Annotated in this window: 12 protein-coding genes; 3 read left to right on the top strand and 9 right to left on the bottom strand. The window is 48.7% G+C overall.

Features of this window, described 5'->3' with window-relative positions; translation table 11 throughout:
• Positions 1–41 precede the first annotated feature (41 nt).
• Together pepQ and CWC22_RS00055 are read right to left on the bottom strand one after the other, a co-directional pair.
• Positions 42–1,367, bottom strand: a complete 1,326-nt coding sequence (gene pepQ / locus CWC22_RS00060) for a Xaa-Pro dipeptidase (protein WP_138536331.1) — start codon at positions 1,365–1,367, stop codon at positions 42–44.
• Positions 1,368–1,497: 130 nt separating this feature from the next.
• The gene (locus CWC22_RS00055; RefSeq protein WP_230090600.1) at positions 1,498–3,399 is read right to left on the bottom strand and encodes a lytic transglycosylase domain-containing protein; all 1,902 of its coding nucleotides are present in this window, start codon (positions 3,397–3,399) and stop codon (positions 1,498–1,500) included.
• 357 nt (positions 3,400–3,756) lie between these two features.
• Here CWC22_RS00055 and fadB point away from each other — a divergent pair, with 357 nt between their 5' ends.
• From fadB to tusA, 3 genes are all read left to right on the top strand, one after another.
• Positions 3,757–5,919, top strand: coding sequence for a fatty acid oxidation complex subunit alpha FadB (gene fadB, locus CWC22_RS00050; RefSeq protein ID WP_138536329.1), 2,163 nt, complete (start codon positions 3,757–3,759; stop codon positions 5,917–5,919).
• Position 5,920: 1 nt separating this feature from the next.
• A complete protein-coding gene (gene fadA / locus CWC22_RS00045) occupies positions 5,921–7,090 on the top strand; it encodes an acetyl-CoA C-acyltransferase FadA (protein ID WP_138536327.1) in 1,170 nt (389 codons plus the stop codon).
• 159 nt (positions 7,091–7,249) lie between these two features.
• A complete protein-coding gene (gene tusA / locus CWC22_RS00040) occupies positions 7,250–7,489 on the top strand; it encodes a sulfurtransferase TusA (RefSeq protein WP_010384842.1) in 240 nt (79 codons plus the stop codon).
• A 58-nt stretch (positions 7,490–7,547) separates the two neighbouring features.
• Here the strand turns inward: tusA and CWC22_RS00035 are convergent, their stop codons facing one another.
• The 7 genes from CWC22_RS00035 to dnaA form a co-directional block, all read right to left on the bottom strand.
• Positions 7,548–8,003 carry a hypothetical protein gene (locus tag CWC22_RS00035; RefSeq protein ID WP_125561185.1) on the bottom strand — a complete coding sequence of 152 codons (456 nt, stop codon included), beginning with the start codon at positions 8,001–8,003 and terminating at the stop codon, positions 7,548–7,550.
• Between the two features lie 64 nt (positions 8,004–8,067).
• Positions 8,068–10,137 carry a glycine--tRNA ligase subunit beta gene (glyS, locus tag CWC22_RS00030; protein WP_138536325.1) on the bottom strand — a complete coding sequence of 690 codons (2,070 nt, stop codon included), beginning with the start codon at positions 10,135–10,137 and terminating at the stop codon, positions 8,068–8,070.
• 2 nt (positions 10,138–10,139) lie between these two features.
• Positions 10,140–11,039 (bottom strand): glycine--tRNA ligase subunit alpha, encoded by a 900-nt coding sequence (glyQ, locus tag CWC22_RS00025; protein WP_138536323.1) that lies wholly within the window; start codon positions 11,037–11,039, stop codon positions 10,140–10,142.
• Between the two features lie 286 nt (positions 11,040–11,325).
• Positions 11,326–13,749, bottom strand: coding sequence for a DNA topoisomerase (ATP-hydrolyzing) subunit B (gene gyrB, locus CWC22_RS00020; protein ID WP_138536321.1), 2,424 nt, complete (start codon positions 13,747–13,749; stop codon positions 11,326–11,328).
• 12 nt (positions 13,750–13,761) lie between these two features.
• Positions 13,762–14,850 carry a DNA replication/repair protein RecF gene (gene recF / locus CWC22_RS00015; RefSeq protein ID WP_138536319.1) on the bottom strand — a complete coding sequence of 363 codons (1,089 nt, stop codon included), beginning with the start codon at positions 14,848–14,850 and terminating at the stop codon, positions 13,762–13,764.
• Between the two features lie 20 nt (positions 14,851–14,870).
• Positions 14,871–15,974: a DNA polymerase III subunit beta gene (dnaN, locus tag CWC22_RS00010; protein WP_125561177.1), complete on the bottom strand. Its 1,104-nt coding sequence runs from the start codon at positions 15,972–15,974 to the stop codon at positions 14,871–14,873.
• 9 nt (positions 15,975–15,983) lie between these two features.
• Positions 15,984–17,387: a chromosomal replication initiator protein DnaA gene (gene dnaA / locus CWC22_RS00005; protein ID WP_138536317.1), complete on the bottom strand. Its 1,404-nt coding sequence runs from the start codon at positions 17,385–17,387 to the stop codon at positions 15,984–15,986.

The raw sequence follows: 17,387 nt of genomic DNA, 5'->3' as shown, positions 1-17,387 counted from the left end.
CACAAGGCTCCCAGTCTAACACAGTTAACTCAGACGCTGGGTTAATCCAGCGCCAGATCCCGGGTCATATTCTCCAGATGGTCATCATGGACAATGATATTATCTTCGATGCGGATCCCGCCGTATGGTTTGAACGTATCGACCTTATCCCAATTAATGTACTGCTTGTTGTCCGTTTGCGCCAGCTCACCTAGCAGAGAATCAATAAAATACAAACCAGGTTCAATGGTAAATACCTGACCAGCTTCAATCTTACGCGTACAGCGTAAGAACGGATGACCTTCAGGTGGTGCCTGATGCGTACCCTGCTCATCCGCCATGAAACCGCCCATGTCATGAACCTGTAAGCCCAGGTGGTGGCCCAGACCATGCGGGAAGAACGTCGATGTAATGCCCTGCGCCAGGATCCCGTCAACGCTCAGACCACGCACCAGATCAAAATCCACCAGTACCTGAGCAATGCGCTTGTGGCAGTCCAGGTGCAACTCGCCATATAGCTTACCCGGTTGTAACCCTTGACCTAATTCAATCTGATGGGTATTCATCACCTGGATAAGATCAGAAAATTCCCCCTGCCGTGCGAAATCATAAGTACGCGTAATATCAGATGCATAGCCATTGAAGTTAGCCCCTGCATCAATCAGGAAAGATAAATGCTGCTGCGGCGCACGACGCTCAAAGTGCGTGTAATGCAGGATCGCACAATTCTCGTTTAGCGCCACAATGTTGCCGTACGGCGTGTCATTTTCCATGTGTTCAGTGGCCTGCAAATAGGCCTGCTGAATACCGTACTCAGACTCTTTGGCATAAAAAGCATCGCGCGCGGCTTTGTGGCCCAGCACTGCCAGGCGATTTGCTTCGCGTAAACAAGTAAGTTCATAGTGGGTCTTGTAAGCGCGGTGGAAATGCAAATAGTTCATCACCGGCTCCGGGTTCACCTGAGTAAAACCAAGTGCCTGTGCCACCTCAAGATACTCGCCAATATAAGCCAGGTTTGCTTTGTCGTACGGTAAGTATTGTTCAACCTGATCGGGCTGAAGCAGCAGTTGAATGTCAAAATAGTCAGCCCAATAGTCACTGGGCTCGTCCGGTACTTTGTGCCAGAAATCCACTGGGCGATAGAAAATCAATTTAGGCTTATCAGTGCCATTCACGACCAGCCAACAGTGCGGATTATCGATGACCGGTAACCACGCCTTGAATTGCGGGTTCACCTTGAACGGATAATACATGTCATCCAGAAACTGGCGCTTGGCCTGCCCGGAGTGGATCACGAGCCCATCCAGATTCTCACGTTCAATTATGGTCTTCGTACGCTGTTGCAGCGTTGCGATATGCTCGGCATACAAATTTGCTAATTGTTCCATTGGTGTACCCATTTTATTTAATTCGCTTGTCACTGAGTCTAACATAGCGCCACAGGTTTAAAGAAGTAAAGCCGGCCGCGGTCAGCCTCGCTATCGCGAGACAAACCGACAACTGAACAGGGTATGCGCTTTACTTACCGCCAATCTGCATATCGAGAATGCCAGCCAGAATGTTCCCCTCACGACCTAACTTGGTGTGATAAACCTGGCGATACGCCATAACATTTTTGACATAGTCACGGGTTTCCCGATAAGGGATCAATTCGATCCATAACTCCGCAGGCATGGCCTCTTTCGGGATCCAGCGCTTCACACGATGAAAGCCGGCATTGTAAGAGGCTGTGGCCAGGATCTCATTGCCTTTATTCTTGCCTTTCAGGTAATCGAGATAATCGGTACCCAGACGAATATTGGTCGCCGGTTTCATTAATTGACGTGTCGATACCCGTGACTTAGCCACATACTTCGCGGTGCTGGGCAGGAGCTGCATCAAACCATATGCATCTGCATGGGAACGCGCATCGGGTGCGAATGAACTTTCTCTGCGGGCAATGGCAAAGCTCCACGCCAAATCAACCTTATTGCGTTCGCTGTAACGAACGAACAGATCGTCAAATGCCATTGGAAAACGTAAGTCTACATAGTTCCAGGCTTTGATCTGTGCCAGCGTATAAATGGTGCTGTCATACCAATCGAGTTCAGCGGCCAGTAGCGACGCCGCCAGTTTTTCCGCGGTGCTTGAAGTATTGGTTAAATAATTCCACTCGCGCCGCGCTGCGGTAAAACGCTCCAGCTCATAGAGCGCTTTTGCCCTTTTGAAGCCTGGCGCTTCCGATACCTTGGCCACAATGCTCGGCGGCACATTCAACGGCTCAGCATTGAGTTGCGCAGGCAGATCCAGGCGCGCAGCGGCAAGAAAGCCATAGTAATCGCGCTTTGATGCAATTTGTCGCCACAAGGCTTGCGCTTTCTCCGTCTGATTACGTTTGGCATAGCTATAGCCCAACCAGTATGTCTGACCATGACTGAGATTTTCCATACCCGTAAACAACACGGCGATCCCTTCCCAGTCCTGCTCTTTAAGCATGTTACTCATCAGCCACTGGCGCAGTTTCTTATCCTGTAACTCCTGGGGCACTTTGTTGAGCCAGAACTTAGCCTGCTCATGCCCTTTGGAAGCCAGTGCCAGGGCAAACCGATATGCCACACTGTCCTGTTGTGCCTGCGTAAAGGTAAACATGCCCTGCAATTTATCCCAGGCGCGCAATGCCAGCTTAGGATCGCGCCAGATCAAACGCCGGACACCATAGACGGCTATCTCTGCTTCTTTGGCAGAGCGCTGCTTATATCGGTAAAGACCAGCAGATGCGCTGGGATCGCGCCGTACGCTAAGATAGAGATCTGCCAAGTAGGCTTCTTTGCGGGGCAACAAGGTTTTTAAATACTTGAGTAGCGACGCCTGACCGCCCTGCGCGGCATGCGTGATCCTTTGCCACACCAACGCTTGTGTCCGATACCCGGCTTTTTGCCAGCGGCTAAACAACTTGTCGCAAGCTTTAGGTTGTGATTTACCGACAACCCACAATGGTTCTACCTGATCCAAAATGGCTTTCTCTGGCGCGCCCAGGTCCAGCTGGAACTGTAAGTAGGTACATTTCAGATCCGCATTGGTGGTGTCCTGATAATGCTCTATAAAGAGGGCTTTTTTATTGCGACGCTTGAGATAATTCAACCAACTCTTTCGTACCATCCAGTCCAGTGGCGTGTGATCATAAATCGACAAAAAGCGCCCTATCTCATCCTGATATTTAAGCTTCGGATGACGTTTATAGAAGGTTGCCTCAACATAAGGCTTGAGGGGGTGATCGAGCTCGGCAAGCGACTTTTTAAAGGCCTGATAATTGCCACCCCACGCGACCCGCTCTGCGTCTTTAAACGCCTGATGCGGATCCGCAGCCTGTCCCAGGTGGCTCCAGGCCCCGCTGCACACTGCAAGGCAAGTAACAGCAAAACGACTAAACCATAATTTCATAGTGCTTAACTTTCATTCTCTTGATTGGCAGTCAATGTTCTGGGGTGTCAAAAATGCAACTAGATAAGGCCCACACCAAAACACCTTCCTTTCTGTGAGTTCCCTGCCCGGGCGCACTGTGTGCACACCAAACAGTCGTGTGTTTAACACCAGACTATTGTGTGACAACTTGCCCAAGGCTTAACGCCCGGACAAACCTTGTCATCCGGAAAATAATCAGCCAAACCACCTTAGCATTGTGCCTAACCCTTTGCAGTAAACCTGCGGTAAATTTTTCATTGCAATTTTCTTTTAAAGACGCCACACTGAATGAAATGACAACTCATCGTACCAGTGTAAAAACACGGGAGAACATGTATGTTAATGAAACGCGAGTCCTTTGTTGTGGATTTCTACAAAGGCAAAATCGCTGAGTTTAAGTTTTGTTTGCCAGGTTCGGTCAACAAATTATCTCAGCAAACCCTGCAAGATTGTCATGCGGCGCTCAAAGAGCTGGCACAACGTGATGACATCGACGGCCTGATTTTTAGCTCTGACAAAGACCACTTTATTGTTGGTGCCGACATTTTCGAATTCCTGCCCACCTTTGACCGCCCGGAAGCCGAACTGGTTGAATGGATTAAAGCAGCCACCGACGTATTTGATGCCCTGGAAGATTTACCTTTCCCAACCTTGTCTGCGGTCAATGGCCTGGCACTGGGCGGTGGTTGTGAGTGGGTACTTGCTACCGATTATCGTATTGCTTCTGACAGCGCAAAGATTGGCCTGCCAGAAGTGAAGCTGGGCATTATGCCTGGCTTTGGTGGTACCGTACGTCTGCCACGCCTCATTGGTGCGGACAACGCGATGACCTGGATCACCACAGGTAAAGAAAACCGCGCAGCCGATGCCCTGAAAGTAGGCGCCGTGGATGCGGTGGTTGCTCAGGATAAGCTGATGGACGCGGCACTGCGTACCATGGAACAAGCAGCTGCTGGCAAGCTGGATTGGCGCGCCAAACGTCAGGTTAAGCTTGACCCGCTGAAAATGAACCGCGTTGAGCAAGGCATGAGCTTTGCAATGGCGGAAGGCATGGTGATGGCCAAAACTAAAGGTCACTACCCGGCTCCTGTGATGGCGGTTAAAACCATCAAAGCTGCTGCCAATATGGGGCGCGATGAAGCCATGGCCGTTGAGAACGCGAGCTTCGCTAAGTTGGCTAAAACCGCTGAAGCGGCGGCACAAACCGGGATCTTCCTGGCCGATCAGTACATTAAAGGCGTTGCTAAGAAACAAGCGAAACAAAGCCAGACTGATATCAAACAAGCTGCGGTACTGGGCGCGGGCATCATGGGTGGCGGTATCGCTTACCAGTCGGCGTATAAAGGCACACCGATTGTCATGAAAGACATCAGTCAGGGTGCGCTGGACTTAGGCATGGGCGAAGCGGCAAAGTTGCTGGGCAAAAAAGTCGAGCGTGGTCACATGAAGCTGGACAAAATGGTTGGCACACTGGCGCAGATCAAACCAACGCTGAATGACCGTGACCTGGAAGGCAGTGACATCATCGTTGAAGCGGTTGTCGAAAACCCTCAGATTAAGAAAACCGTACTAGCTGGTCTTGAAAAACAATTGCCACAAGGCACCATCCTGACTTCAAATACCTCAACCATTCGCATTGACGAACTGGCTGAAGGACTGGAACGCCCAGAACACTTCTGTGGTATGCACTTCTTTAATCCAGTGCCCAAGATGCCACTGGTTGAAATCATTCGTGGCGCGAAAACCTCCGATGACACCGTTGCGGCTGTTGTCGACTATGCTCTGAAACTGGGCAAGTCGCCAATCGTTGTGAACGATTGTCCGGGTTTCTTCGTGAACAGAGTACTGTTCCCATACTTTGCCGGTTTCAGCCAGCTAGTCGTAGAGGGTGCTGACTTCACACAAGTCGACAAAGTCATGGAAAATGTCTTTGGCTGGCCAATGGGGCCGGCTTACCTGCTGGACGTTGTTGGGATCGACACAGCCAATCACTGTACCGGCGTGATGGCAGATGGTTTCCCAACCCGCATGGCACGTCAAGACAAAGATCCGGTTGCCCACCTGGCCAACGCAAATCGCTTTGGACAGAAAAACCAGAAAGGTTTCTACCAGTATGCACCTGACCGCAAAGGTCGCCTGAAGAAGAGCAAAGATGCCGACGCCGTTGCCCTGCTGAGTGAAATTTGTGATGCACCTGCACAGTTTGACAAACAAACCATCATCGAGCGCTGTATGGTACCGATGATCAACGAAGTCCTGCTATGTCTGCAAGAAGGCATTGTTGCCTCACCACAGGAAGCCGATATGGCACTGATCTATGGCATTGGCTTCCCGCCGTTCCGTGGTGGCGCATTCCGTTATCTGGATCAACTGGGTCTGGCGGAATTTGTAGCAATTGCCGATAAGTACGCACATTTAGGCGAAATCTATCAGGTGTCGGTGCAAACCCGTGAGTGGGCAGCTGCCGGTAAAGTATTCTACAAAGTGGAGGGTCAGTAACATGGAACAGGCTGTAATCGTAGATTGTATTCGTACGCCAATGGGCCGCTCCAAAGCTGGCGTGTTCAAACACAAACGTGCTGAAGATCTGAGTGCCCACTTGATGAAAGGGCTACTAGATCGCAACCCGGCTGTGGCACCGGATTCTATCGATGACATTTATTGGGGGTGTGTACAACAAACCCTGGAGCAAGGCTTCAACGTGGGCCGTAATGCCGCCCTGCTGGCTGGTATTCCACATACCGTACCTGCGGTCACGGTAAACCGCTTGTGTGGTTCTTCCATGCAGGCACTGCATGATGCTGCACGTGCGATTATGACTGGCGCTGGCGATACTTACCTGATCGGTGGTGTGGAGCACATGGGTCATGTCCCGATGACGCACGGTAATGACTTTCACCCGGGTTTGTCGACTTCGGTTGCACAAGCCGCAGGCGTCATGGGTCTGACTGCGGAATACCTGGCTACCCTGCACGGCATTAACCGTGAGCAACAAGATGCCTTTGCGGTGCGCTCTCATCAACGCGCTCACGCAGCCACGGTCGAAGGCCGTTTCGCTCGTGAAATTTTGCCGATGGAAGGTCACGATGCCGATGGCGCGCCTGTCCTGGTTGAACACGACGAAGTTATCCGTCCGGAAACCACCATGGAAGGCCTGAGCCAGTTACGCCCGGTATTCAACCCGGCTTCAGGCACAGTCACAGCAGGTACGTCATCTGCTCTGTCGGATGGTGCTTCTGCCATGCTGGTTATGAGTGAGTCAAAAGCCAGAGAACTGGGCCTGCCGATCCGCGCACGTATCAAGTCAATGGCGGTTGCAGGCTGCGATCCATCCATCATGGGTTACGGTCCGGTTCCTGCCAGCCAGAAAGCGCTGAAACAAGCAGGTCTGAGCATTGAAGATATCGATGTGGCAGAGCTGAACGAAGCGTTTGCTGCACAGTCATTACCGGTTCTGAAGGACCTTGGCTTACTGGATGTTGCCGATGAGAAAGTCAACCTCAATGGCGGAGCGATTGCGCTGGGCCACCCTCTGGGCTGTTCAGGCTCACGGATCAGCACATCCTTAATCCATATTATGGAAGACAAAGATGCAAAGTATGGCCTTGCGACTATGTGTATCGGTCTTGGCCAGGGTATCGCCACCGTGTTTGAACGCGTTGACGACTAACCAGTACGCGATTCCCTAACCATTTTAACTTGGTGACCAAGGCAAGCTGCATATCGTAGCTTGCCTTTTTTATGTCCTGGCAGCGACCCATTCACACGAGTATTTATTTGTCATACAAGGCGCGCTAGAATAGGCGTTTTACTTTCCGGGGACACTGCCATGAACTTTGACAACACTGACCATACTCTTGATGCGATTGGCTTACGTTGTCCCGAACCCGTAATGATGATCCGCGGCAAAGTGAGGAAGATGCGCGAGGGTGAAACTTTGTTGATCCTGGCCGATGACCCATCTACTACCCGGGACATACCCAGTTTTTGTGAGTTTATGGATCACACTTTGGTAGCAAAAGAAGTGGATGACCTCCCTTACCGCTACCTGGTAAAGAAAGGAAAATGATTTTTAAGCTGGTGCGATTACCTCACCAGCCAAATTGCGCAAACTGTTTTTCGTGATATTAGTCTCGCTGCACAACAACCTGAGGGACAGAGCCTCTCAAATCCAGTGAAATGCGGTACCAGCCTTTTCTGTCTGGCATAAATCCAAAGTAGTTATATACCGTGTCACAGTCCGCGACAACCGCTTTGCCCACACTCACTTTGCCATCGTAGCGAAAGCCACAGTTATAACCTGGCGTCCATTTCGCATCCGCAATTTTAAATTCGTACACTTTACCAGGGCTCATAAAGCGGACCCGTACGCTGTACAGACCCGTCTGGGTCTGTGTCAATCGGTAGACTTCGTCGGCATCCCACAAAGTAAAGTCGCCGCGTAAATACATAGGTCTGTCCATCGCTGGAGACGCATTGCTTGTGACTTGCTGCTCACTTGAACTATCCGTTGACTGATGAGGTGCCGTCGTACAGGCACTCAAACCCAATGCCATTATCAAGGCAATGATGTGCTGTTTCATTGTTAATCCCGATCACAAAAATAAAAGCCAGCACGAATGCTGGCTTGTTTTAAGAGTGACTGTCTTAGTTTTGTAAGACAGAGATATCCGCCGTATTGAGGAACAAACGGCTAAGCTGGCTGAGTAACGCCAGACGGTTTTGCTTAACTGCTTCGTCGTCAGCCATCACCATGACATTATCAAAGAAGTTATCTACGGCTTCGCGCAGACTCGCTAGTCGAGTCAACGCTTGTTGGTAATCCCCTTGCGCATAAACCGGTGCCAGCTCGGCGGTCAGTGCTGCGACTTCCTGAGCCAACTGTTGCTCCGCAGCTTCAGACAACAAGGCTGTATTCACCTCAGCGTCGCTGGTGACATTATTCTTCGCCAAAATGTTGTTAACGCGCTTGTTGGCCGCAGCCAGCGCTTCTGCCTGTTCCAGTGTTCTGAAGTGGCTCACCGCTTTAACACGACGATCAAAATCAACCGGCTGAGAAGGACGACGCGCCAGTACCGCCTGGATCACATCTACCGCAATACCTTCATCCTGATACCAGGCACGGAAGCGACCCAGCATGAACTCAAAGACCTCTTCGCCAACATTGTCGTTGGTCAGCTTGTCACCGAACAAAGCCCGAGACTTTTCGACCAGCGCATGAATGTCCAGCTCCAGCTCTTTCTCAACCATGATGCGTAGTGCACCAATGGCAGCACGACGTAGGGCAAATGGATCTTTATCACCTTTTGGCGTCTGACCAATACCAAAGATCCCCACCAGGGTATCAAACTTATCAGCCAGTGCGACTGCGCAGCTGATTGGGTTTGAAGGCAAAGCATCGCCAGCAAAGCGCGGCATATACTGCTCATTCTGCGCCACCGCCACCTCTTCGGCCTCACCGTCAATACGTGCGTAATGCATACCCATTACACCCTGTACATCGGTAAATTCCATGACCATTTCAGTCATCAGATCCGTTTTACTCAATAGGCCGGCACGTTCTGCTAATGCTTTATCTGAGCCCAATTGCTCAGCAATGAAGCCAGCCAACGCGGCAATGCGCTCTGACTTGTCTTTCAATGTGCCTAGCTGTTTCTGGAACAACACAGTACCTAATGATTCCAGACGGCTTTCCAGCGTTTTCTTCTTATCGGTTTCAAAGAAGAACTGTGCATCCGCCAGGCGTGGGCGAACCACTTTCTCATTACCAGAGATGACCACACTTGGATCTTTACTTTCAATGTTTGATACAAACAGGAATTTGTTGATCAGCTGACCTGACTTATCCAGTAGCGGGAAGTACTTCTGGTCGTCTTTCATGGTGTAGATCAGCGCTTCAGCAGGGACCGACAGGAACTCTTCCTCGAATGAGGCCACCAAAGTAACCGGCCACTCTACCAGGGCTGTCACTTCTTCCAGCAGATCTTCATCCATCGCAACAACCGCACCCAGCTTGTCCGCTTCAGCATTGATCTGTTCACGAATGAGCGCTTTACGTGCTTCATAGTCAGCGATGACATAGGCCCCTTTCAGCGTATCAAACGCGTCATCGGCATGATTGATGCTCACACGTTCCGGGTGGTGGAAACGGTGGCCTTGTAGCTGGTTTGAAATCACTTTACCCAGGACTTCACCCTGTACAATTTCCCCACCTAGCAAGGCAGCGACCGTGTGAACCGGGCGGATAAATTGTGTTTTGTTGGCACCCCAACGCATTGGTTTTGGGATCGGCAACTTGGCCAGTGACTTGGCAATGGCATCGGATAACAGCGCGCTGGCCTGTTGACCTGCGACAGTGGCACGGTGCAACAACCAGGCCCCCTTGTCTGTTTCCAGTGTCTCAGCTTCAGAGACTTCGATACCACAGCCACGTGCCCAGCCCATTGCCGCTTTAGTCGGATTACCGTCTGCATCGAAGGCGGCTTTAGTTGCCGGACCACGCTTCTCAACCACTTTGTCCTGTTGCTGGGTTTGTAAGTTTGCGACTTTTAAACCCAGACGACGTGGTGATGCGTACCAGCTAATATCTTCAAATGCCAGCTCAAGGCCGGTCAGCTCAACCTGCAGATTGTCAGCAAAGGATTCTGCCAGCTTGCGTAAGGCTTTTGGTGGTAACTCTTCAGTACCAATTTCAACAAGTAGATTTTCTGTGGTCATGATTAATCCTTACAAAGCGGGAATCCGAGTGCCTCGCGGGCCTCATAATAAGCCTGAGCACAGGCCTTAGACAGCGCACGTACGCGTAGAATATAACGCTGGCGTTCTGTCACAGAAATCGCATGACGGGCATCCAACAGATTGAATGCATGCGATGCCTTCATTACCTGCTCATAGGCTGGTAAAGGCAGCCCCGCTTCAATCAGCTTCTGGCTTTCCAGCTCACACTGATCAAACTGCTTGAACAATGCGTCAACATCCGCATGCTCAAAATTGTAAGTCGACTGTTCAACTTCGTTCTGATGGAACACATCGCCATAAGTCACACGACCCATAGGCCCATCGGTCCAGACCAGGTCATAGATGCTGTCCACACCTTGTATATACATTGCCAGACGTTCCAAACCATAAGTGATTTCGCCAGTAACCGGCGCGCACTCAAGGCCACCCACCTGCTGGAAGTAAGTAAACTGAGTCACTTCCATACCATTCAACCAGACTTCCCAGCCAAGACCCCAGGCACCCAACGTCGGTGATTCCCAGTTATCTTCTACGAAACGCACTTCATGAGTCAGGGTATCGATACCAAGCGCTTCCAGTGAGCCCAGATATAGCTCCTGAATATTTTCAGGTGATGGCTTCAATACGACCTGAAATTGATAATAGTGTTGCAGGCGGTTTGGATTTTCGCCGTATCGGCCGTCAGTCGGACGACGACAAGGTTGTGCATACGCGCTCGACATTGGCTCTGGGCCAATCGATTTAAGAAAGGTCAGCGGATGAAACGTGCCCGCACCCACTTCCATATCCAGTGGTTGCGCAATAACACAGCCTTGCTGTGCCCAATAGTCCTGTAAAGCCAGGATCAACCCTTGGAAGGTTTTGATATCGTATTTTTGCATAGTTGGCTTATTTTTGTATGGTACATGGAACCCAGTGTGGCTGCTCAAAACAGTGGCCAGTCCGGGCTAATAATGTCTGAAAATTATGCTCAGTATACCGCGAGCGTCGCGCTGTTTTAAGCGTTATCACTAAAAAAGCACGTAAAAAACCACGCTTCCCACTCTCTGTTTACCCGCTCATTTTGGCCTTTAAATATCAGACAAAGCATCAAAGTGAGCGCATGAAACAAAAAAGCCACTCGCTATGGAGTGGCTTTTTGAAGATTATCTACAAGTAATAACTTGTTTATACATCCAGATTCACAACGCGTAATGCGTTTTGTTCGATGAAATCGCGGCGCGGTTCCACCTGATCGCCCATCAGGGTTGCAAACAACTGGTCGGCTGCGATGGCATCTTCAATGGTCACTCGCAACATGCGACGTGCTGCAGGATCCATTGTGGTTTCCCATAGCTGGTCTGGGTTCATCTCTCCCAGTCCTTTATAGCGTTGTGTATACAAGCCGCGCTTGGACTCTGCAATCAACCAATCCAGTGATTCAGCGAATGTCTCAACAGGCTGCGTTTTTTCACCACGTTGTACATAGCCAGTTTCGCTGATCAAGTGTGCAACTGACTTACCTGTATTCACAATGCGAACATAGTCTTTTGATGTGATGAAGTCGTAATTCAGTGTATAAGCTTTATCCACGCCGTGCTGGCGAATATTCACAACCGGATAGTACATGTGACGTTCGTCATCATAGCTTACTTCCGCATTGTAGATAGTGGCATCTTCATCATGCTTATCCAGGTCAGCAACGAACGCTTGAATCCAGCCTGTTACTTTCGCTTCATCACTCAGGTCTGCTTCACTAAGTTCATTCTGGTATAACAGACGAGACATCATGGCACGTGGGTACTTACGTGTCAGACGTTCGATCACGTCAATGGTTTTCTGATAATCATGGACCATATTCTCAAGGCGATTACCGGAAATGGCCTCGGCGCCCTCGCTTGCGTAGATACTGGCACCATCTAACGCTAACGTTGTCAGGTAGTCTGTCAGCCCATGGTCGTCTTTAATGTAGCGCTCTTGTTTGCCTTTTTTCACTTTGTACAGCGGCGGCTGAGCAATATAAACGTAACCACGCTCAATGATTTCCGGCATTTGACGATAGAAGAAGGTCAACAGCAGTGTACGAATGTGCGAGCCGTCGACGTCCGCATCGGTCATGATAATAATGCGGTGATAACGCAGTTTTTCCGGGTCGTATTCGTCACGGCCGATACCACAGCCCAATGCAGTGATCAGTGTGGCAACTTCCTGCGAAGACAACATCTTATCGAAACGTGCCTTTTCAACATTCAGGATTTTACCTTTTAGTGGCAAAATAGCCTGATTCTTACGGTTACGGCCCTGCTTAGCCGATCCACCCGCTGAGTCACCCTCCACAATGTAGAGTTCAGATTCTGCCGGGTCACGTTCCTGACAGTCAGCAAGTTTACCAGGTAGACCTGCTAAGTCCATGGCGCCCTTACGACGTGTCATTTCACGCGCTTTACGTGCAGCTTCACGGGCACGTGCAGCATCAATGATTTTGCTTACAACTGTTTTAGCATCGCCTGGATTTTCTAGCAGATACTCTGTTAGCTTTTCAGCCATTGCTTGTTCAACCGCACCCTTCACTTCACTTGAAACGAGCTTGTCTTTAGTCTGAGAAGAGAATTTTGGATCTGGCACTTTAACACTCACTACAGCCGTTAAGCCTTCGCGCGCATCATCACCTGTCGCGTTACTTGCTGTTTTAGCTTTCTTGTTAAAGCCTTCTTTTTCCATGTAGTTGTTTAGCGTACGAGTCAGTGCACTACGGAAACCCGCTAAGTGTGTACCACCGTCACGCTGAGGAATGTTGTTAGTAAAACAGTAAATATTTTCTTGGAATCCATCATTCCACTGCATGGATACTTCAACACTAATGCCGTCTTCACGTTCTGAAGTGAAGTTGAATACATTTTGATGAACAGGCGTTTTTTTACGGTTCAGGTATTCAACGAACGCCTGAATACCACCTTCATATTTGAAATGGTCTTGCTTGTTCTCTTCACGCTCATCGCTCAGGATAATACTTACCCCTGAGTTCAGGAAAGACAGTTCACGCAGTCGTTTTGCCAAAATATCATAATGGAAGTTGGTATCAGAGAAAGTCTCCGCACTTGGCCAAAATCTCAGCTCTGTTCCCGTGCTCTCAGCTTCGCCAATTACACCCAGTGGCGCATCTGGTACACCCATAGTGTATTTCTGCTGATGCACTTTGCCATCACGGCGAATTGTTAGTTGTAGTTTTTCTGATAGTGCATTTACAACAGAAACACCTACACCGTGTAGGCCGCCTGATACTTTATAAGAATTGTCATCGAATTTACCACCAGCATGTAGCACGGTCATGATGACTTCTGCCGCAGACACCCCTTCTTCAGGGTGCAGTTCCGTTGGGATACCACGGCCATTGTCTCGAACTGACACAGAGCCATCAGTATGGATAGTAACGAAAATATCGTCACAGTGTCCTGCCAACGCCTCGTCAATAGAGTTGTCGACGACTTCGAAGACCATGTGATGTAGCCCAGTACCATCATCAGTGTCCCCGATATACATTCCCGGACGCTTCCTTACTGCATCCAATCCCTTCAGTACTTTAATACTCGATGAATCGTAATTATCAGACATGGTGTATTCCAATTATTTTGTTATTAAGCGGCCATGTTCCACGTGGAACATCTCAACATTTCGTTTCATGGGTTCCACAATGGCCTGGATACTTTCGGAGTTTATCGCAGTGATAAATAGCTGCGAATGACATTCTGCAAGTAAATGCGCGATGCTCAGCATCGTCTCCTGGCTCAACTCCGAAGGTAAATCGTCGATAAGCAATATGGATTGCTTCTCGGTCTCGGCCTCAATTAAATTATTCTGTGCGATTTTTAGCGCATAGAGTGTCAACTTTAACTGACCCCGAGACAGTATATTTTCAACGCCGTGACCATTAGCATAAAAATTAAAATCGGCTTTATGCGGCCCTTTAGTTGTATAGCCAAGCTTGCTATCCCGCTCCAGTTGGGCATTTAGCACCTCAGCTAGTTCCCCTTTCCAGCCTGCGTCATAACGCATTTCAAGGCCTTTAAAGATGGGGCTTATCACCCCTATCTTATCAAAAAAATGGCGCTCAAACCTACTTATATACGCCTTTCTGAACATATTTATTTGCTCAGCCAAACGAACAAATTCTCGGTCCCAAGTACGTATCTGAAGTTGGTACTGAGCAGGCTTAGTTTTCAGCAAAGCATTTCGTTGTTTAAGCACTTTGTTGAAGTCTTTCCAGACACTATAAAACTGATGTTCCACGTGGAACACCCCAAGGTCGAGAAACTTTCGTCGCTCTTTTGGTCCGCCAAAAAACAACTCGTAGCTCTCTGGTGTGATCACCTGAGTGGGCAGGATCTGCGCCAATTCAGCGATTTTTCGACTCGATTGCCCCTGGATCCTGAGCTGTGTTTCACCCTGTAAGTTTTTACTTATACCTATGGGGATAGATAAACTATGAAGTTGCTTTTTACCATGAACAATACATTTATCTTGCTCATGACGGATCATCAACTTATGTTTGTTCGTTCTAAATGAACGTCCATTAGAAAGGAAATAAATGGCTTCAAGCAGACTGGTTTTTCCACTGCCATTTTCGCCTAAAATGATATTGATTTGTTCGCTTGGTGAAAAAGAGAGGGCCTCAATATTGCGAAAATTATTGAGGCTAATTTGAGTTAAACTCATTTAAGAGCACACACTAATTTCTACAGGCGCATAGGCATAACGACATACATTGCAGTGTCGTCGCTCGCCCCTTCGATCAGGGCACTGCTATTGGTATCTGCTAATGTAAACTGCACATCTTCTGTTTTTAGTGTGTTAAGTACATCCAACAAATAGGAGACGTTAAAGCCAATTTCTAGGTCATCCCCCTGATATTCAACCTCAACAGTTTCCTCTGCTTGCTCCTGTTCCGGATTATTCGCACTGATCTTTAACATGCCATTCGACAGATTAAGACGTACTCCACGGAACTTTTCATTCGACAGAATAGAGACGCGCTGAAATGCACTGCGTAACCACTCTCGGTTTGCATTCACCAGCTTATCACCACCACGTGGTAGCACTCGGCGATAATCCGGGAAACGTCCATCCACTAACTTACTTGTCAAAGTAAACTCAGGATCTAAAATACGAATATGATTACTGCCAAACTGAATGGTGAGAGGCTCATCATCTGCTGGTAACAAACGCATGATCTCCTGCACACCCTTGCGTGGAATGATCAGTTGACGCTGTGTATTCAATGACGCACCTAATTGATGCTGGGCAATTGCTAGCCTGTGTCCATCGGTTGCAACTGTTTTAATCTCACTATTATCAACCTCAAAGGACATACCATTGAGGTAATAGCGCACGTCCTGATTGGCCATCGAAAAATGGGTCGCTTCTAATAACTGGCGCAGCTCAAGTCGGGTAATTTGAAACTCAACCTCGCCATCCCACTGTTCAAGATTTGGAAAGTCTTCGGCTGCTAAGGTCGTTAAAGAGAATCGACTTTGGCCACTGGTCAGTAATAACTGATGCTCCTGACTACTCAGTTGCAACAAAGATCCATCCGGGAGACTCTTACATATATCGAGTAACTTTTTCGCTGGCAACGTGATACTGGCATCTGCGACTTGCTCTTCCAGTGTCACGTTTGCAACCAACTCAATCTCTAAGTCTGTGCCTGTCATCGATAACACGCCATTTTTCACTTCGACCAGAACATTGGACAAAATCGGCAGTGTGTGTTTTCGCTCAATGGCACCCGAGACCTGCATCAAGGGTTTTAAAAACTGTTCTCTTGAAATCGTAATTTGCATACTAGGCCCTTAAGACGACAATGTACGGATCAGGTTTTGATAATCTTCTTTTACTTCGTGACTTTCGTCACGCAGTGCTTTTACTTTACGACACGCATGCAACACAGTGGTGTGGTCACGCCCGCCAAAAGCATCACCAATCTCAGGTAAACTGTGGTTAGTCAGTTCTTTAGACAACGCCATAGCGACTTGCCTGGGTCGGGCAACCGAGCGACTACGACGTTTTGATAGTAAATCTGAAACACGAATACGATAATACTCGGCCACTGTACGCTGAATATTGTCGATGGTTACCAGCTTATCTTGTAATGCCAGCAGGTCACGAAGTGCTTCTTTTACAAACTCGATGGAAATCGGCCGGCCTGTGAAGTTGGCATTGGCAATCACCCGGTTTAAAGCCCCTTCTAGCTCTCGGACGTTAGAGCGCAATTTCTTTGCAATAAAAAATGCCACTTCATGAGGCAAATTGATATTACTCTGTTGCGCTTTCTTCATCAGGATCGCAACACGCGTTTCCAGCTCAGGTGGCTCAATCGCAATCGTCAAACCCCAGCCAAATCGAGATTTAAGACGATCTTCAACGCCTTCAATTTCTTTCGGGTATCTGTCCGATGTCAAAATGATCTGCTGATTGCCTTCCAGCAATGCATTAAAAGTATGAAAGAATTCTTCCTGTGAACGCTCTTTATTTGCAAAAAACTGGATGTCATCGATCATCAGCGCATCAACACTGCGGTAATAACGCTTAAACTCTTCAATCGCATTGTTCTGCAATGCCTTAACCATGTCCTGAACGAAACGTTCAGAATGCATGTAGACTATCTTGGCATCTGGTTTTTTATCTATAATGCCATTACCCACCGCATGTAACAGATGGGTTTTACCTAAACCTGTTCCACCATAAATAAAGACTGGGTTAAAAGCAGAACCTGGATTATCGGCAACCTGAGTTGCAGCGGCCTTCGCAAGCTGATTCGACTTACCTTCAACAAAGTTATCAAAGGTATAGTTTTCTTTAATATTGGACTTCACCCCAGATTTGGGGGCAGGTTCTACTTTAGCCGAGCTGGGCTCGCCCGCCGATGAGGCAGCCGGCTTAGTCACAGTTCCAGTTTGCGCACTCTGGCTACTCTCGCTAGAGGCTGGTGCACTGTTAACAGCGCCAATAGGTTTACTACCTACATCAAATCGCAGCTCAGGCGCTTCATCGCCACAAATCTCTGTCAGTAGCTCACTGATGCGATTTAAATACTTTTCTCTCACCCAGTCCAAAACAAATCGATTTGGCGCATAGATGGTCAAGGTATCTTCGGTACTTTCTGCTTGTAGTGGTCGCACCCACATATTGAACTGCTGAGAAGGCAGCTCATCCTGCAAAACATATAAACAACTTTGCCAAACCGACAGATACAC

This window comes from Pseudoalteromonas rubra, assembly GCF_005886805.2.
Classification (GTDB): domain Bacteria; phylum Pseudomonadota; class Gammaproteobacteria; order Enterobacterales; family Alteromonadaceae; genus Pseudoalteromonas; species Pseudoalteromonas rubra_D.
The sequence above is the reverse complement of the archived record's forward strand: the minus strand, read 5'-3'. Positions and strand labels throughout refer to the sequence as shown.